This is a genomic window from Ruegeria sp. 6PALISEP08 (assembly GCF_001238295.1).
GTDB lineage: Bacteria > Pseudomonadota > Alphaproteobacteria > Rhodobacterales > Rhodobacteraceae > Ruegeria.
In genome coordinates this window covers 136,634-153,369 of sequence record NZ_LGXZ01000001.1, presented here as the reverse complement: position 1 = coordinate 153,369, position 16,736 = coordinate 136,634, and the positions used below count along the sequence as shown (strand labels likewise).

Genomic DNA, 16,736 nt, shown 5'->3' with positions numbered 1-16,736 from the left:
TGATGCACTTGCCGCAATGGGCTTACAAACTTCGCACCCTCGGCCTCCGATACGTCCCCGCCGGCCCCACCACTAACTCATGCAGCGCCCAGACCAGAGCGTCCACCCGGTCCGGCGAACCCTGCCCCTCGAACCCGCGTGCGGTCATCTGGCACATCTGCTCCTCCAGCGCGTCCAGTCCGGTGACATGCGCCACCCGTCCCTGTTCATACAGTGCTGCCACAGGTTCCGCCCGCGCGACCTTGCCGCGCGACGCCCGCACCGCGCGATAAGGCACCAGAGGGTCCACCTGCCGCACGACCTCTTCCACCAATTGCCCGCCCTGATTGACTTCGGCCACCAGCCGTTCGGCCCCGAACTCATCCATTGCGTCAATCGCCGCCTGCGCCCAGCCCGCCGGGCCAACGCCCTGCACCGTCCGGTCGGCCAGCACATAGGCGCGCCAACTCTCGGGCGGCCCTTGCACCTGCGCGCCCACAACCACAAGCCCGCAGGCATCTGTACCCGACCCCGCCGTTACCGCCGGATCCAGCGCCACGACAACCCGATGCAACTCCGGCACCTGCGTGCACCGCGCCGATTCCAGCATCGACCCCGTCCACAGTGCCCCCTCGGCATCCGACAGCAGCACCCTGTCCAACTCCTGCCGCCCCAACCGCGTACCCGCATAGCGCGCGCGCACCTCGTCCAGAAACGAGCCCGCCAGATTGGCCCGGTTCGCCTCAGTCGGCGCATGGGTCTGCACGGTGGACGGCGACGCCAGCAACTCCTTCAAAACCTTCACATTGCGCGGCGTGGTCGTCACACAGACCCGGGGCCGATCCCCCAATCGAAGCGCAAATTGCAGCATGTCCCAGGTTTCCCCGGCCTTCTTCCACTTGGTCAGCTCATCCACCCAAGCCGCATCAAACTGAGGGCCGCGCAGCCCCTCAGGATCATGCGCCGAAAACGCCTGCGCCTCAGCCCCATTGGGCCAGATCAACTTGCGTTCAGAAGCCTTCCATGAAGGTCGACGATCTGGCGGCGAGCATTGCAATATCCCGCTATCGCCAAAGATCATCACATCGCGCACCTGATCAAAGGTCTCACCGACCAGTGCCACGCGACTGGCCTCCCCATTATCCAACGTTTTCGACCCCTCAACCATCGACCGCACCCACTCGGCCCCAGCCCGCGTTTTGCCTGCCCCGCGACCGCCCATGATCACCCAGGACCGCCAGTCGCTCTTGGGCGGCAGCTGATGCGGCAGCGCCCAGAACTCAAACAGGAAAGGGAGGGCACACAGCCCCCCCTCCCCGATCTCACTCAGAAATCTGTTCTGCACCGCAACAGGTGCGGAGGCGAGCCAACCTGCACCCGACCTCAAACCGAGCTCGGTCAAGGTCAAACGCGTACCCGCTTTGGGCAATTCCGGCTTGTCTGTGATGTTGTTCGACAAAGCTTGTCTCCACTTTCTGACAACTTCGGATCAGCCCCTCTAACTGCCCGAGTTGTCTGGCTGAACCAGCAAGATCTGCATCCTCCCCGGCACCGATCTGTTTGCGCAGGTCTTCCGCCGCTTGCCGCAGATCGCGAATGGACCTCTCAAGCGACTGCAACAAGTCAGCCGTCTGGGAAATCCGCTCTTCCGGGGTAATCAAAGTCATGTTTGCCTGTGACCTCATGCGTGAGTTTTCTCCGCACGAGAGAAACGAAAAACGGCCACCGGGTCGCCCCGGGGCCATTGCGCACTTCTTCTAGCATGACACAACCTATACGGCATTAAGCCCGTAAAGTCAATGATTTGCGCAACACAGACGCAACACAGACCGTCCGATGCGATAAGTATTTCCTTCCTCAGCTTAACTGTTTTGCGAAAACGGCTCTCGCTGAAAAATCCGTTTTGTATGGCCAACACGTTTCAGAACGTCATTCAGAGTTGGGCGAAGAAACGACGGAAATGCGACGACTTCATTGCCAACACCTCGCTCCAATTTCAAATGCCAGCTTGACAATCCCTCTCTCAACCCTCATGTGCACTCAATCAAAGCGCTGCTGCGTGAGCTTGCGCGGACCTCTTCCGCCCTACAGCGCCCGATCCACATCACAGTTCCCCATCACGCAGGGTTCTTGACGCGATGACCGGATGGCGCAGGGTGCGCCTGCCCGTCCCGAGGTCTCGCACAACCCCTGCAGGTCGCCATGTGCGACCCGTCACGACTTGTCCGTGGGCGATTGCTCCGGGCATAAAGGATAGTTATTTGTTCGACTTCGATATGCTGGGCCTTGCCCCCGCACTTAACAAAGCGCTGAAAAGCGCCAATTTTACACAACCCACTCCGATTCAGAATCAGGCCATTCCGCTGGCGCTGAATGGGCACGATATCCTCGGCCTTGCTCAGACCGGCACTGGTAAGACTCTGGCCTTCGGCCTGCCGCTGATCGATCACCTTCTAGCGCAGCCTGGCAAACCCGAGCCGAAAATGGCCAAATCATTGATCCTGGCGCCCACCCGCGAGCTGGTCAACCAGATCGCCGACAGCCTGCGCGGCCTTAGCAAGAACACCAAACTGCGCGTCGCCACAGTGGTTGGGGGCCAATCGATCAACAAACAGATCATGTTCCTGTCGCGCGGCACTGACATCCTTGTCGCCACACCGGGCCGCCTGATTGACCTGATGGATCGCCGCGCGGTCGACCTAAGCTCGGTCCGGCACCTGGTGCTGGACGAGGCGGACCAAATGCTTGACATGGGGTTCATCCACGCCCTGCGCCGCATCGCGCCAGAACTGGGCACACCTCGCCAGACCATGCTGTTCTCGGCCACGATGCCAAAGCAGATGGAAGAGCTCAGCCGTGCCTACCTGACCAATCCGCAGCGCGTTCAGGTCTCGCCCCCGGGTAAAGCCGCCGACAAGATCACTCAATCGATCCATTTTGTCAGCAAGCCGGGAAAACCCCACAAGCTACGCGAGATTCTGTCAAAGGATATGGACGCTCTGACGTTGGTATTCTCGCGCACGAAGCACGGCGCTGAAAAACTGATGAAAGGACTGGTCGCCGACGGTTTTAACGCCGCCTCGATCCATGGCAACAAGAGCCAGGGGCAACGTGACCGCGCGATCAAGGCCTTCCGCGCAGGCGAGGTTAACGTTCTCGTGGCTACCGATGTCGCCGCGCGTGGTATCGACATCCCCGGCGTGGCTTATGTCATCAATTATGATCTGCCCGAGGTTCCCGATAACTACGTCCATCGCATCGGTCGAACTGCACGCGCGGGTCGAGAGGGTGAGGCAATTGCATTCTGTTCAGCCGAAGAAGTTGATCTGCTCCGTCAGATCCAAAAGCTGATGAAAATCGAGATCCCGGTCGCTAGTGGGACCCTGCCTGAAGGAACCGTAGCAGAAAAGCCTGCGCGCCGCCCGAACAACCGCCGTCGGGCGTTCAAGCCCAAGCCTGCTAATGGGGATGGAAAACCCGCTGCCAACAAACGGCGTCGCCCCCGCGGCAAACGCCCTGCGGCGTAAGGCCGGAACGGCACCAACAAAAAAGCCAACGCCGGGTCAAGAACCGGCGTTGGCAAATCCAAAGAACAAAAACGCTTTTCGTTCAGATTAATTTCCCGAGCTCTGCTCTGCCTCAATCTCGCGCCATTTGGCGACGTTGCGATTGTGTTCTTGTAACGTCTCGGCAAACGCGTGCCCACCAGTGCCATCCGCGACAAAGAACACAAAGCTCGTGTCATCCGGTGCAACGGCGGCCTCAAGACTTGCCAAACCGGGGTTGGCAATCGGCGTCGGTGGCAACCCGTCGATCTGATAGGTGTTCCACGGCGTCGGGCGGTTCAACTCGCTGCGCCGCAATCCACGGCCCAAGGTGCCCTGCCCTTTGGTGACACCATAGATCACAGTCGGGTCCGTCTGCAGCCGCATCCCTTGATTCAGCCGGTTCACAAATACGCTGGCCACTTGCCCACGCTCTTCCGAAACACCGGTTTCTTTTTCGATGATCGACGCAAGGATCAGCATCTCTTCGGGGCTCTCCAGCGGTAGCCCGTCCTGACGGTTTTCCCAAACTGCATTGATCCGCAACTGCTGCTTATCCTGCATTTCTTGCAAAATGGCACTGCGATCCTGACCCGCCACGACATCGTAACTGTCGGGTGCCAGCATTCCTTCCGCCGGGATCTCGGTCACCTCACCTGACAGGGCATCGAAGGACTTCAACGCCTCGACCACTTGCCACGAGGTCACACCTTCGGCCAACGACACGCGATACCTTGTGTCCGCCTCGTTGCGTTTCTCGGTATAGGCTTCCGGTGTCTCTTCTTCAGCCGCATCGAACGAAGCGATCTCGATAAAATCCAAGGTTGCCGGGTTCAGTTCGCGCACCCGAGTCTGGGCCCGCGTAACGCCGATACGATATTCGATCTCAGACCCGCAGGTGCTGGCGCCGCTGCTGGTAACCTCATCGATGATCTGCTCCATCGACGCGCCTTCGCGCACCAGAAAGCTACCCGCTTTCAAACGTTGCGCCCGATCCGTATAGTCCGCAGCCATCCGAAAGATCGTGGCGCTGCGGATCGCGCCTTGCTCTTCCAGTTCCTGGCTGACACGCGTCATATTCGACCCGCTTCTGACCTGCAGGCAGATTGCGGTTTCAAGCGGGCCTTCCGCTTTGTACTGGGACTGTCCCCAAAGGATCAGACCGCCCATCAGAAACAGGCCGACCACCAACATGGTCAGCGCGTTCGAAGCAATGGCCCGCCACATTTAACTGACCTTTCCGAAGATTACGCTGGCATTGGTACCGCCAAACCCGAACGAGTTGGACAGAGCCACGTTGATCTCACGCTCGCGCTTTGCGTTTGGCGCCAGATCAATCGGGGTTTCGACAGCCGGGTTGTCCAAGTTGATCGTAGGTGGCGCAACCTGATCGCGGATCGCCAGGACCGAAAAGATCGCCTCAATCGCGCCCGCAGCCCCCAACAGGTGTCCGGTTGCCGATTTAGTCGAGGTCATTGTGGCGCTTGCGGCGTGATCCCCCAGCAAACGTTCAACAGCGCCAAGTTCGATCGTATCCGCCATGGTCGAGGTGCCATGCGCGTTAATATAGTCCAGGTCTTTCGGCTCCAGCCCAGCGCTACGCAGCGCGGCTTTCATCGAGCGTTCGGCCCCATCGCCATCCTCTGACGGTGCGGTGATGTGATACGCATCACCCGACATGCCATAGCCCAGAACCTCGGCATAGATCTTCGCACCACGCGCTTTGGCGTGTTCGTAATCCTCAAGCACCACAATGCCCGCACCCTCGCCCATGACGAACCCGTCACGGTCGACATCATAGGGGCGGCTGGCTTTCTTGGGGTCATCAGCGTACTTGGTCGACAGCGCCTTGCACGCGTTGAAACCCGCGATACCAATTTCACAGATACAGCCTTCACCGCCACCCGCGACCATGACATCCGCGTCGCCCGCCCGGATGATCCGACTGGCATCGCCGATGGCGTGGGCGCCGGTAGAACATGCTGTCACAACCGAATGGTTTGGCCCTTTGAATCCGTGACGGATCGATACCTGACCCGAAGCCAGATTGATCAGAGCGCCCGGAATAAAGAATGGCGATACACGGCGCGGGCCTTTGTCGCGGATCAGATTGGCGGTGTTGGCAATCGAGCCCAGCCCACCGATACCCGAACCAATCAGGACACCTGTTCGCAGGCGGTCTTCCTCATCTTCAGGCAACCAGTTCGCGTCCTTGCAGGCCATTTCCGCAGCCGCAATCGAATACAGGATGAAATCCTCGATCTTGCGCTGCTCTTTCGGCGGCATCCAGTCATCAGGGTTGAACGTGCCGTCGGTTCCGTCACCGCGGGGCACTTCGCAGGCATAGGTCGTAGTGACCCCGCTTGCCTCGGCGTCGAAATGCGTGATGGGGCCCGCGCCGGATTCTCCGTCCAGCAGCCGCGACCATGTTTCCTCGACCCCGCTGGCCAAAGGAGTGACCAATCCAAGACCGGTTACAACGACTCTGCGCATGAAATGCCTCTTGCCTGCTTCCTGTTATGAGAACCGCTCATACCCCGGCCCGGGGTGCGGGGGCAAGAGCAAGGGCGATTTCCGCGCAGGCATCCTGCCGCCGATCATCCAAAGAAGTACAAATTGTGGAAAAACGGTGTGCCCGCCCTTTCATGCACACGTCAGAAAGGGCGGAACGGGTTATTGAAACTGTGCCACCGGCTCTTGCGCCGCTTTCGCCGTGTCCAGCGCCTCGGCCAGATCCAGCGATTTGCGGAACAGCGCGCGCCCGACAATCGCGCCCGAGATGTTGGGAATATAAGCCAACCGGGAAATATCATCCGCCGTACGCACGACACCGCTTGCAATTACCGGGGTACGGGAATGCGCGGCCAACCCAGAAATCAGACCCAGCTGAGCGTCGACATCTTCCATGTCACTGTCGATATCCGTCACGACGATGGCGGCAAGCGGTACACCCTCGAACGCGTCGATGAATGCTTCGGGGGTGAAAGCGCTCTGGTTGCGCCAGCCATCCGTCATGACATATCCCTGCCAGACGTCGACAGACAGCACGATCTGATCCGGATACAGCTTGGCCAGTTCCTTGACCAGATTCGGCTCGAGCGCGGCCAAAGTGCCGATCACGACACGCCCCACCCCTTTGTCGATCCAGTATTCGACCTGTTCACGGGTGCGCATACCACCGGCCAATTGCACGGGAATCTCGGCACCCCGAATGATTTCCTCGATCAGCTCAGCGTTGGTGTCTTTGCCTTCAATCGCATCGAAATCGGTCAGATGCATCCATTCGGCACCGGCCTCGGCCCAGCTCCGCGCGGTTTCAACCGGATTCACGTGCCAGATCATCGCATTATCCAGACGGCCTTTGTCCAGCGTGACACACCGGCCGTTCTGTAGTTCCATCGTGGGGTAAATCCTCATGAGCTTGTTCCTCCGCTCAATCGCTTTGAAGTCCCCGGCAGCATAGATCGCGCAATCCAAACCCGATTCACCGGGATCGGCACAGTTTGGCCATTTTGCGGCATATAGGCAAAGTGGCGGAATTACGCGCGGGCGGGCGGTCCGTTGCGCCGTAACAAATGCACCGGGGTTTCACTATACACCCCTTCCCGCATCAAAACATAGCCCAGCTTTTTCGCCAGTTTCTGCGAAGACAGATTGGACGCGTTCACCATCGCAACCAAAGGTCCGGGAATCACGCGGTCGAACCAGTCATGCGCGGCCTTCGCCGCCTCATACCCCAGCCCCTGCCCCTGCGCTTCTGTGGCCAGAATCCAACCTGCCTCAGGGAAACCATCAAAATCTTCGCCCATGCGACGGTTGCCGTAAAAGAACCCTGCCTGCCCAATCAGCGTTCGCGTTGATTGCTGCATCACACCCCACTGGCCAAATCCGGCCATTTGCCAGTGTCCCGCATTGCGCAGAAATGAATCCCACGCTTCGCCACGTGTTCGCGGAGTCCCGCCAACATGCTGCACGACGCAAGGGTCACGCCAGATCTCCGCGAACCGCTCAAAATCCTCGGGGCGCATGGCGCAGAGCGTCAAACGCGCGGTATTTATCATTGGAGTGGATCTTATCATGCCCTGTCCACTTCGAGTTTTGCCTCATTGGAAACAGTGCGCAGTGTAAAAAAGCCGTGCAAGACCGAATTTTGACCGGGCATAAAAAAACGGCGCCTCCGTTGCCCGGAAGCGCCGCTTTTGATCAGAAAGAAGCGCTTAGGACGCTTCGCTGATGAACTTGACCGCGTCGCCGAAGGTCTGGATGGTTTCGGCTGCATCATCAGGGATCTCGATGCCGAACTCTTCTTCAAAGGCCATTACCAGCTCAACGGTGTCCAGGCTGTCTGCGCCCAGATCGTCGATGAAAGACGCGTTTTCCACGACTTTGTCTTCTTCAACACCCAGGTGCTCAACAACGATCTTCTTAACGCGATCTGCGACGTCGCTCATGTCTATTCCTCATTCCTTTACAGGGCGGTCTGCCCGATTCTGCCCTTGCCCGCACGGGTTGGCTTTGATTTGCCCGTTTCGGGCGGTTTGGGTCCCGTGTAAACGGGAAAGTATAAGGCCGACCTGAAAGACCGGCCCCGCATAGATGCGCCGCCTATAGCATAGTCGACGCAAGAGGCAAACGCTTTCGCGTTCGCCCCTGACGCGATCACAACATGGCCATACCGCCGTTCACATGCAAGGTGCTTCCAGTAACATAGCCTGCTTCGGGGCTTGCAAGGTACAGAACGGCTGCCGCGATTTCTTCGGGATCGCCCATGCGGCCCGCCGGAACCTTCAGCAACAGACCCTTTTTCTGTTCCTCGGTCAGTTTCTCGGTCATTGCGGTCGTGATAAAACCTGGTGCAACGGCATTCACGGTAATTCCGCGTGTTGCAACTTCGTGGGCCAAAGCCTTGGAAAAGCCAATCATTCCGGCCTTAGACGCGGCATAGTTCGCCTGCCCCGGATTACCGATCATGGCCACTACGGACGAGACATTCACAATCCGGCCCCAGCGCGCCTTCATCATGCCCCGGATCACACCTTTGCACAGTTTCACGGTCGAGGTCATATTCACGTCAATGACGCTCTGCCATTCCTCGTCGGACATGCGCATGAACAGGTTGTCCCGCGTGATGCCGGCGTTGTTGACCAGAATGTCCACCGAACCCATCGCCTCGACCGCTTGCTTCGGCAATGCGTCGACCGCCTCTGGATCACTCAGGTTGCAAGGCAGTACGTGCGCGCGCTCGCCCAGTTCATCTGCCAAAGCTTGCAGTGGCTCGACTCGTGTACCGGATAATCCAACCGTTGCGCCCGCCCCGTGCAGCGCACGCGCAATATCACCTCCGATGCCACCAGATGCACCGGTGATCAGCGCGCTCTTACCTGTCAAATCAAACATTCGGTTTCCCTCTTTGTGCGTCGGCTACGACGCGTTTTGAGCTTACGATTCGGCCTGAACGGCCTTTTGAACATCTTCCGGGGTGCCAACAGCCTTGCCCGCGATGGCACGATCAATCTTGCGGATCATGCCGGACAGCGCTTTACCAGCACCGATTTCCCATGTTTCTGTCACGCCCTGCGCCGCCATGAACTGCACACTTTCCCGCCAGCGTACCGAACCTGTCACCTGCTCGACCAGCAACTGACGGATCAGATCCGGGTCACTGACCGCTTCAGCGCGCACATTGGCCACCAAAGGCACCGCAGGCGCCTTGATTTCTACAGCAGCAAGCGCTTCTGCCATAACATCTGCAGCCGGTTGCATCAGCTTGCAGTGAAATGGAGCACTTACAGGCAACATTACTGCACGTTTTGCGCCTTTTTCCTTGGTGATTTCAGCAGCACGCTCCACGGCGGCTTTTGATCCTGATACTACTACCTGGGTTGGGTCGTTGTCATTTGCAGCCTGACAAACCTCGCCCTGCGCGGCTTCTTCTGCCACGGCACGTACAGTATCCAGATCCAACCCGAGGATGGCAGCCATGGCTCCTTCGCCCACGGGCACGGCGCTTTGCATCGCTTGCCCACGCGCGCGCAAAAGACGTGCGGTGTCGGCGACCGACAAAGCACCAGCAGCAGCCAATGCGGAATATTCACCAAGCGAGTGACCAGCCACATAAGCCGCCTTGCTGATCGAAACACTTTCGGCCTCTAAGGCACGCATAGCGGCCATCGATGTTGCCATCAGTGCGGGCTGTGCGTTTTGTGTCAGCGTCAGCTCGGCGATGTCGCCTTCCCAGATAAGGCTGCTCAGCTTCTCTCCCAGCGCTTCGTCCACCTCATCAAAGATGGCTTGAGCCGCCGGGTAAGCCTCGGCCAGAGCTTTGCCCATACCGATAGTCTGGGCGCCCTGCCCCGGAAAAACGAACGCGAGTGTCATGCCAACCTCATGCATATTGTTAGGTTGCGGCGGGGTGTAAACTGACTGACCGTCTGGCACAAGCGCTGCCTGCGTTCTGCATTCTGGCACTATTACTGTGCACCCGCGCTTACTTGTGTAAGCCTCGCGTGGCTTTACTTTGGACAAAACCAAGAATCTCGGAGTCCTCGACACATGGCCGCGACCAATTCTTTTATCAGCTACGGAAGCGTTGCAAAAACGTTTCACTGGCTCACCGCCCTGCTGATCCTGACGGCCCTGCCGCTCGGCTGGATCGCGGACAACCTGGCGTATGCGGTTCTTCACGCCAACACCGCCCCGACCGAGGCCGAGATCGCCCGCGCAGCGCGTGTCTTCTCATTACATAAAACGGTCGGGATCACTGTATTCTTCGTCGCCCTGGCGCGCATTCTGTGGGCCTTAACTCAGACCAAACCGGGCCTTTTGAATGCCGACAACAAACCCGAAGCTTTTGCCGCAGAAACCGTGCACTGGCTCCTGTACGGGTCGCTGGTCCTTGTTCCTCTGAGCGGCTGGGTCCACCACGCCGCAACAGAAGGCTTTGCCCCGATCTTGTGGCCTTTCGGGCAAAACCTGCCATTTGTCCCGAAATCCGAAGCAGTGGCCGAAGTAACAGGCGTGCTTCATTGGCTGTTCATGTGGGTTTTGGTTGGATCCCTTGTCTTGCACGTCGCTGGCGCGCTGAAACACCATGTCGTTGATAAAGACAGTACACTGCGCAGAATGTTGCCTGGCCAGGCAAACTCGCCCGAGCCTCCGCAGCAACATCATTCTCTGGTTCCTGCGGTTGCCGCTGTGACCGTTTGGGCCATGGTATTGTCGGGCGGCTGGATCACAGGGGAATTTGCGAAAGAAGCCGACGACGCAGACATCGAACTTGCCGAAGTTCAATCCGACTGGCAGGTACAGACCGGCACCCTGTCAATAACCATCTCGCAACTGGGCAGCCCCGTCACCGGTTCCTTTGCAGATTGGACGGCGGCCATTACCTTCGACGATCCGGCGCAAGCCGGGCCTGCGGGATCGGTGGATGTTACCATTGCCATTGGCTCGCTCAGCCTTGGTTCGGTCACTGATCAGGCTATGGGTGCAGACTTCTTTGATTCAGCGCAGTTCCCCACGGCTCAATTCACTGCGGATCTGTTCAAAACCGAAACCGGATTCGAGGCTCGCGGCCCGCTGACCATTCGCGATAGCACGATGGATATCATTCTACCCTTCTCGCTGGATCTTCAGGGCGATACGGCCAGCATGGCAGGGTCTGTTGAACTGAATCGGCTGGACTTTAACGTCGGTACTTCACAACCCACAGAAGAGTCGTTGGGCTTTGCTGTATCCGCTACCGTCGAGCTCACAGCCCGCCGCAACCAATAAAGCTAAAAAAAACCGCCGGTGAAACAATCACCGGCGGCTTCGATTTTCGAAACTCTGTATTTACTCAGCTTTTTGAGCTTCGACCGAAATCTGAACCTGCACTTCGTCGCCGACGAACGGTGCAAATTGGCCCAGATCGAAATCGCTGCGGACCAGAGTTGTGGTCGCGCTGAAACCGGCCCAAGGCTTGTTTGCCATCGGGTGGTTGTCAGCTTTGTTCAACTCGGCGTCCAGAACAACAGACTTAGTCACGCCGTTCATGGTCAGGTCGCCAGTGATATTGGCAGTGTTTTCTCCGGTTACCTCAATACCTGTCGAGGTAAAGGTAATCAGATCGCCCTCGACCGCACCAAAGAAATCTTCCGTCATGAAATGATCTTCACGCGGCTTCCAGCCTGTGAACATCTCCAAGACCGGCATCGATACGCTAACGCTCGACGCAGCCGGATCTTCCTGATCAAACATGATCTCGCCTTCAAAGCCCGAAAACATGCCAGTTGTGGTCGAGAAGCCCAAGTGGTCATAGCTGAAGACAACCTGGCTGTGGCTCGGGTCCAACACGTATTTCTCGGCGCTGGCAAATGCCGTGGTCGCTGATACAGCCAGTGCGGCAGCAAGAAGGGTGGATTTCATAACAATCTCCGCGTTTTTTGTGAATGCAAACCGTAACGGTTGCTCACAAACTAAATGTGCCGCCTATTGGCGGCACACAACCCTCATTCCGACACAACTTCTGTTCCTTTTTGAACAGAATAGAATTCAGCCGAAAATTGTTACGCTTTTGCTCAACTGTCCTTTCAGAGCTCGGCTGACATCCGCCGATTCAAGCGGCAGCTTCATCAACAGGCTGCCGTCCACGTCGAAAAGATGAACTTCGTTCTCTTCGAAACGCGCACCACCCAGCGAGTCGTAGCTGCGGCGCAAAACGGTCTGCGGACGCCCACCTTCGTTCTTCTGCAGCACTCGAACTTCACGACGAATGGGATCAAAATAGGCATCCGGCCGGGGGTCCATGATATCGATCGTTAGCAAGCTGACACCCACGATCAGAAACAGCATCGATGCCACCATCTTGATCGGCCAAACATCCGCGCTGATCATCGATCCAGGCATCAGCCACATCGAGAATGCCGAAACGATCAGGAATGCACCGACCATACGCGCCAGAATCAAACGGGCCTTCCAGTTCGGTGCGAACGTGATCATTACCGGTACCGAATTTTCAAAGCGCGAACTGGTCGCCTCTTCCCGGTATGTGTTTGTGTTTGTCGCGGTCATACCATTTCACCTTTTATCAGGTTACTGTCGAAATTCGGTTGGGTCCGGGTAACGCCCGGTACGAAAAACAACTTTGAGCCGAAAAGCGTCAGCAATTGGGCGTCCCAAAGGAAATTGGGCGGCCTCTCAGAGGCATATGTGGCAGGGCTTGCCCCGCCCGCTCAAACGTGTATACGGGGCCATCCTTCGCAGTCATATGAATCGCGCAGCCTCTCGTGGCAGGGTCGCGAAGGACCAAATGGCCCCGCCTATGAAATGCGCCTTGATATAAACAGGAGTGCACATGCCACTGTATGAGCATGTAATGATCGCGCGTCAGGATCTGTCCAACGCGCAGGCGGAAAGCCTCGTCGAACATTTCGGCACCGTACTGGCTGACAACGGCGGCAAGCTGGTTGATAGCGAGTACTGGGGCGTCAAGACGATGGCCTACAAGATCAACAAGAACCGCAAAGGCCACTACGCCTTCCTGAAGACCGACGCCCCCTCGGGTGCGGTTCAGGAAATGGAACGTCTGATGCGCCTGCATGATGACGTCATGCGCGTTCTGACCATCAAGGTCGACGGCCACGTAGACGGCCCGTCGGTTCAGATGCAGAAGCGTGACGAACGTGGCGACCGCCGCGAGCGTCGTTGATCACCGCCTGAGGAAAGGACACTAAACCATGGCCGCAAAACCATTTTTCCGCCGTCGTAAGGTCTGCCCGTTCTCGGGTGAGAACGCGCCGAAGATCGACTACAAAGACACACGTCTGCTGCAGCGTTACATCTCTGAGCGTGGCAAGATCGTACCTTCGCGCATCACCGCCGTTTCGGCGAAAAAGCAGCGTGAACTGGCCCGTGCGATCAAGCGCGCGCGCTTCCTCGCCCTGCTGCCCTACGCCGTGAAGTAAGGAGAGACTGACATGCAAGTTATCCTGCTGGAACGCGTTGCGAAACTGGGTCAGATGGGCGATGTCGTTGACGTCAAGTCCGGATATGCCCGCAACTTCCTGCTGCCCCAGGGCAAAGCCCTGAGCGCGTCGGACGCCAACATCGCGTCGTTCGAAGCCCAGAAAGCGCAGCTGGAAGCACGCAACCTGGAAACCAAGAAAGAAGCTGAAGCGCTGGCTGAAAAGCTGGACGGACAGCAGTTCATTGTGATTCGCTCGGCGTCGGACGCTGGCGCTCTGTACGGCTCTGTCACTCCGCGTGACGCCGCAGACGCTGCAACCGAAGCAGGCTTCACCGTCGACAAGAAACAGGTCATCTTGATCGCGCCGATCAAGGAACTGGGCCTGCACTCGGTCGCAGTCAGACTGCACCCCGAAGTTGAAGTCCAGATCAAGATGAACGTTGCACGTTCGGAAGAAGAAGCCGAACTGCAGGCATCGGGCAAATCGATCCAGGAACTGGCCGCTGAAGAAGAAGCAGCCGCTGAATTCGAGATCGCAGAACTGTTCGACGACATCGGCTCGGCCGCATCGGAAGACGATGATCTGGCTGCCGAAGCTGTCCCTGCTGAGGAAGACGAAGCCAAAGCCTGATTAGGCTTAAGCTTTAACCAATCGAAAGGCCGCACAATTTCGTGCGGCCTTTTTTCATGGCGTTGGTGCACGAGCAAATTTCGGCCCAAATTTAACGCTAGTCTTGCGACCGTATCAACGTTTCATATCATTGCCCCTCAATCGCCCGGAGATTCTAGATGCCCGCTTATCCCCGCCGCAGCGCCCTTGCCTTTCTGCTCACGATCCCACTGATTGCATGTAGCGGTGGAGAGGTCTCCAAAGCCGACACGTCTCAGTTCAACCCGCCGCTCTATCCAAATGAAACGCCTGAACTCAGAGCGTCGATCAACAAATGGGCGGATCATTACGAACTCCCGCGTGAGCTTGTTCACAAGCTGGCCATCCGCGAAAGCACGCATCGCCCCTGGGCCGTGAACCGCCCTTACTATGGCCTTCTTCAAATCCTCCCGGCCACTGCCCGCTCGATGGGTTACAAAGGAAATGCCGAAGGCCTTCTGGACGCAGATACCAACCTTGAGTTCGCTGGAAAATACCTGCGCGGGGCCTGGCTGATTTCTGATGGCGATCAGCAAAGGGCGATTTTCCTTTACGCCAAGGGTTTTTACCCCGAAGCCAAAGCGCGTGGAATGCTGGTAGAAACCGGGCTCAGACCCGCATCTTGACGGTGTTTGGCGTCAGTTTTCGCCTGAAGGTTAGCACTTCAGGCGATATAGTGACAAAAATGTTCTATTGATCATCGCAATGTCCTGAATTGCGCAGACAATATATGCCTCGCCTTGTCACGTTTAAGAAAATATGGTGTTCTGCTCGAGTGAGGTAATCGGGTTCCACTCTGTTTATACGTTTGCTCGACCACACCATCGAGCACAAAGATGGGCCGCAGTTGGTAGGCGCCGCATGGAAATTGTCGATCTGAGCACTCTGCCGGATTCAGAAGTTCGCTACACTGAATTTCTAAGGCAAATCTGTGATAAGCATGAGATGGACCATGCCGCTTATGCGGGCATGAACCCAGCCGCTGGGACGGTTGCCGGTTTCGTTACATATGATGACGCGTGGACCGAGCACTACCAAAACCAGGGTTTGATCATGGTGGATCCCACCATCCACATGGCCCGCCGCAGCATTGCTCCTGTCGACTGGAGTCGCCTCGAGCGCAGCCCCGATTTCCAGCGCGTGTTCCGAGATGCAAGTGATTTTGGTCTGTCCAATCAAGGCGTTACAATTCCCGTGCGCGGCCCCTATGGGGACATCGGTCTGCTGAGCGCCACGCGCAACTGCAGCAAGGAAGAGTGGCGCAAGCTCTACACTCATGTGATCAGCGATCTGCAGTCCATGGCGGTCCACATTCATGACCACGTCGTTTCGACAGATGAACTGACGAATGCGCTGTATCATCCGACGCTTTCGTCCAGAGAAGCAGAGATCCTGCAATGGGTTGCTGCAGGTAAATCCCAACAGGACATCGGCGATATTTTGTCCATTTCACACCGGACGGTAGAAGTTCACTTGCGTTCAAGCCGAGAAAAGCTTAGTGCGCTGACAACGCCGCAAGCCGTCGGTCGGGCGATAGCGATTGGTCTAATTACCCCAGGCTAATCATAAAAAACGCAAAATTTCGCCAAAATACGGGAATCCCCCAATAGAAATATCCCCAGAGAGCGGTAACGTCGAAATTACCGAACAACCACTCGAAGGGGGAAGAAATGATCATCGTGGTAGATGGCCTGAACAGACATATGTTCAGCGAGGTTCTTGACGAAATGTTCGAGTTGAGAGCACGTGTTTTTGGCGAACGTCTTGGATGGGACGTTAATATTCAGGACGGAAAAGAAATCGACGAGTTCGATCATCTGGACCCGGCATATGTAATCGGACTCGACGATGAGGGGAATGTCGTCGCAGCCGTGCGTGCCCTCCAGACCACCGGCCCTCACATGCTGTCGGATGTCTTCTCGGCGATCTTGTGCGGGGAAGCTCCCTTGCGCAGCGCAACCATGTGGGAATCGACCCGCTTCTGCGTCGACACCCAACGTCTCACTCGGGGCAAGGACAAGAACTCGGTCTCCTACGCAACATGCGAGTTGATGATCGGTTCTTTGGAATATGCAAAGAACGCTGGTATCCAGGATATCATCACTGTTATCGATCCGGTCATGGACCGGGTTCTGAAACGGTCGAACTGCGCCCCATATGACTATGTCGGTAAAACAGTTCCGATGGGCAAGGTCCATGCACTGGCCGCCCTGCTGGATTGCACCGACGAACGCATCGCGGGTTTGCGAGAATTCGCGGGCATTCGCAACGATGTCTTTATCGATGAAGACGATGCACTGGCTCTGTTCGCCGCCAAGAAAGCCGCAGCGCGCGCGCCAGCAAATCAAGATCACAAACCACTGACGGATCTTGAGAAGTATTTCGTCGAACAGATGAGTGCAGCCACGACAGAAGCTGAACGGCAAGATGTGCTGAAGCTGATCGAAGCGCTCTCGAACACGTTCACACCAGAGCAGAAAACCGCTCTGCTACAAACCCCCCGTGCTTTTGCTCATGAGGCATGACCCCCTCACCTCATAGGTACAAAAGCCACCCAAGCGGAGCCGTCTGATGAACAGGCGGCTCCGTTTTTTTGTGCCCATTGGGGATGGGCGGA

At 57.3% G+C, this 16,736-nt stretch carries 18 protein-coding genes; 8 read left to right on the top strand and 10 right to left on the bottom strand.

Translation table 11 applies throughout. The features are described from left to right. Positions 1–22: 22 nt before the first annotated feature. On the bottom strand, positions 23–1,249 hold the full coding sequence (locus ALB80_RS00790; protein WP_050602545.1) for a DNA-packaging protein: 1,227 nt from the start codon (positions 1,247–1,249) through the stop codon (positions 23–25). Between the two features lie 991 nt (positions 1,250–2,240). Here ALB80_RS00790 and ALB80_RS00780 point away from each other — a divergent pair. After that, positions 2,241–3,506, top strand: a complete 1,266-nt coding sequence (locus tag ALB80_RS00780; RefSeq protein ID WP_050602121.1) for a DEAD/DEAH box helicase — start codon at positions 2,241–2,243, stop codon at positions 3,504–3,506. Positions 3,507–3,593: 87 nt separating this feature from the next. Here the strand turns inward: ALB80_RS00780 and mltG are convergent, their stop codons facing one another. The 7 genes from mltG to fabD all read right to left on the bottom strand — a co-directional run bounded on the left by mltG (position 3,594) and on the right by fabD (position 9,902). Further along, positions 3,594–4,751, bottom strand: a complete 1,158-nt coding sequence (gene mltG, locus ALB80_RS00775; RefSeq protein ID WP_050602120.1) for an endolytic transglycosylase MltG — start codon at positions 4,749–4,751, stop codon at positions 3,594–3,596. Then, a complete protein-coding gene (fabF, locus tag ALB80_RS00770) occupies positions 4,752–6,017 on the bottom strand; it encodes a beta-ketoacyl-ACP synthase II (RefSeq protein WP_050602119.1) in 1,266 nt (421 codons plus the stop codon). 180 nt (positions 6,018–6,197) lie between these two features. Continuing rightward, complete coding sequence (locus ALB80_RS00765) at positions 6,198–6,941, bottom strand: HisA/HisF-related TIM barrel protein (RefSeq protein WP_050602118.1); 744 nt, start codon at positions 6,939–6,941, stop codon at positions 6,198–6,200. Positions 6,942–7,063: 122 nt separating this feature from the next. Then, positions 7,064–7,603: a GNAT family N-acetyltransferase gene (locus ALB80_RS00760; protein WP_050602117.1), complete on the bottom strand. Its 540-nt coding sequence runs from the start codon at positions 7,601–7,603 to the stop codon at positions 7,064–7,066. 138 nt (positions 7,604–7,741) lie between these two features. After that, positions 7,742–7,975, bottom strand: a complete 234-nt coding sequence (locus tag ALB80_RS00755; RefSeq protein WP_050602116.1) for an acyl carrier protein — start codon at positions 7,973–7,975, stop codon at positions 7,742–7,744. A 208-nt stretch (positions 7,976–8,183) separates the two neighbouring features. Next, entirely contained in the window at positions 8,184–8,921 is a 738-nt protein-coding gene (gene fabG, locus ALB80_RS00750; protein WP_050602115.1) for a 3-oxoacyl-[acyl-carrier-protein] reductase, read from the bottom strand. A 42-nt stretch (positions 8,922–8,963) separates the two neighbouring features. Further along, positions 8,964–9,902, bottom strand: a complete 939-nt coding sequence (fabD, locus tag ALB80_RS00745; RefSeq protein ID WP_050602543.1) for an ACP S-malonyltransferase — start codon at positions 9,900–9,902, stop codon at positions 8,964–8,966. Between the two features lie 174 nt (positions 9,903–10,076). Here fabD and ALB80_RS00740 point away from each other — a divergent pair, with 174 nt between their 5' ends. Next, positions 10,077–11,297: a cytochrome b/b6 domain-containing protein gene (locus ALB80_RS00740; protein WP_050602114.1), complete on the top strand. Its 1,221-nt coding sequence runs from the start codon at positions 10,077–10,079 to the stop codon at positions 11,295–11,297. A gap of 60 nt (positions 11,298–11,357) precedes the next feature. Here ALB80_RS00740 and ALB80_RS00735 read toward each other — a convergent pair whose 3' ends face one another. Both ALB80_RS00735 and ALB80_RS00730 read right to left on the bottom strand, forming a co-directional pair. Continuing rightward, the gene (locus ALB80_RS00735; protein WP_050602113.1) at positions 11,358–11,930 is read right to left on the bottom strand and encodes a YceI family protein; all 573 of its coding nucleotides are present in this window, start codon (positions 11,928–11,930) and stop codon (positions 11,358–11,360) included. 126 nt (positions 11,931–12,056) lie between these two features. After that, the gene (locus ALB80_RS00730) at positions 12,057–12,575 is read right to left on the bottom strand and encodes a hypothetical protein (protein WP_050602112.1); all 519 of its coding nucleotides are present in this window, start codon (positions 12,573–12,575) and stop codon (positions 12,057–12,059) included. A 283-nt stretch (positions 12,576–12,858) separates the two neighbouring features. Here ALB80_RS00730 and rpsF point away from each other — a divergent pair, with 283 nt between their 5' ends. The 6 genes from rpsF to ALB80_RS00700 all read left to right on the top strand — a co-directional run bounded on the left by rpsF (position 12,859) and on the right by ALB80_RS00700 (position 16,644). After that, a complete protein-coding gene (gene rpsF, locus ALB80_RS00725; RefSeq protein ID WP_050602111.1) occupies positions 12,859–13,212 on the top strand; it encodes a 30S ribosomal protein S6 in 354 nt (117 codons plus the stop codon). 28 nt (positions 13,213–13,240) lie between these two features. Beyond that, a complete protein-coding gene (gene rpsR / locus ALB80_RS00720; protein WP_005608650.1) occupies positions 13,241–13,468 on the top strand; it encodes a 30S ribosomal protein S18 in 228 nt (75 codons plus the stop codon). Between the two features lie 12 nt (positions 13,469–13,480). After that, positions 13,481–14,101: a 50S ribosomal protein L9 gene (gene rplI, locus ALB80_RS00715; RefSeq protein WP_050602110.1), complete on the top strand. Its 621-nt coding sequence runs from the start codon at positions 13,481–13,483 to the stop codon at positions 14,099–14,101. Positions 14,102–14,259: 158 nt separating this feature from the next. Continuing rightward, a complete protein-coding gene (locus ALB80_RS00710; RefSeq protein ID WP_083445152.1) occupies positions 14,260–14,745 on the top strand; it encodes a transglycosylase SLT domain-containing protein in 486 nt (161 codons plus the stop codon). Between the two features lie 235 nt (positions 14,746–14,980). Beyond that, positions 14,981–15,682: a LuxR family transcriptional regulator gene (locus ALB80_RS00705; RefSeq protein WP_050602109.1), complete on the top strand. Its 702-nt coding sequence runs from the start codon at positions 14,981–14,983 to the stop codon at positions 15,680–15,682. 107 nt (positions 15,683–15,789) lie between these two features. Next, complete coding sequence (locus ALB80_RS00700) at positions 15,790–16,644, top strand: acyl-homoserine-lactone synthase (protein WP_050602108.1); 855 nt, start codon at positions 15,790–15,792, stop codon at positions 16,642–16,644. Positions 16,645–16,736 lie beyond the last annotated feature (92 nt).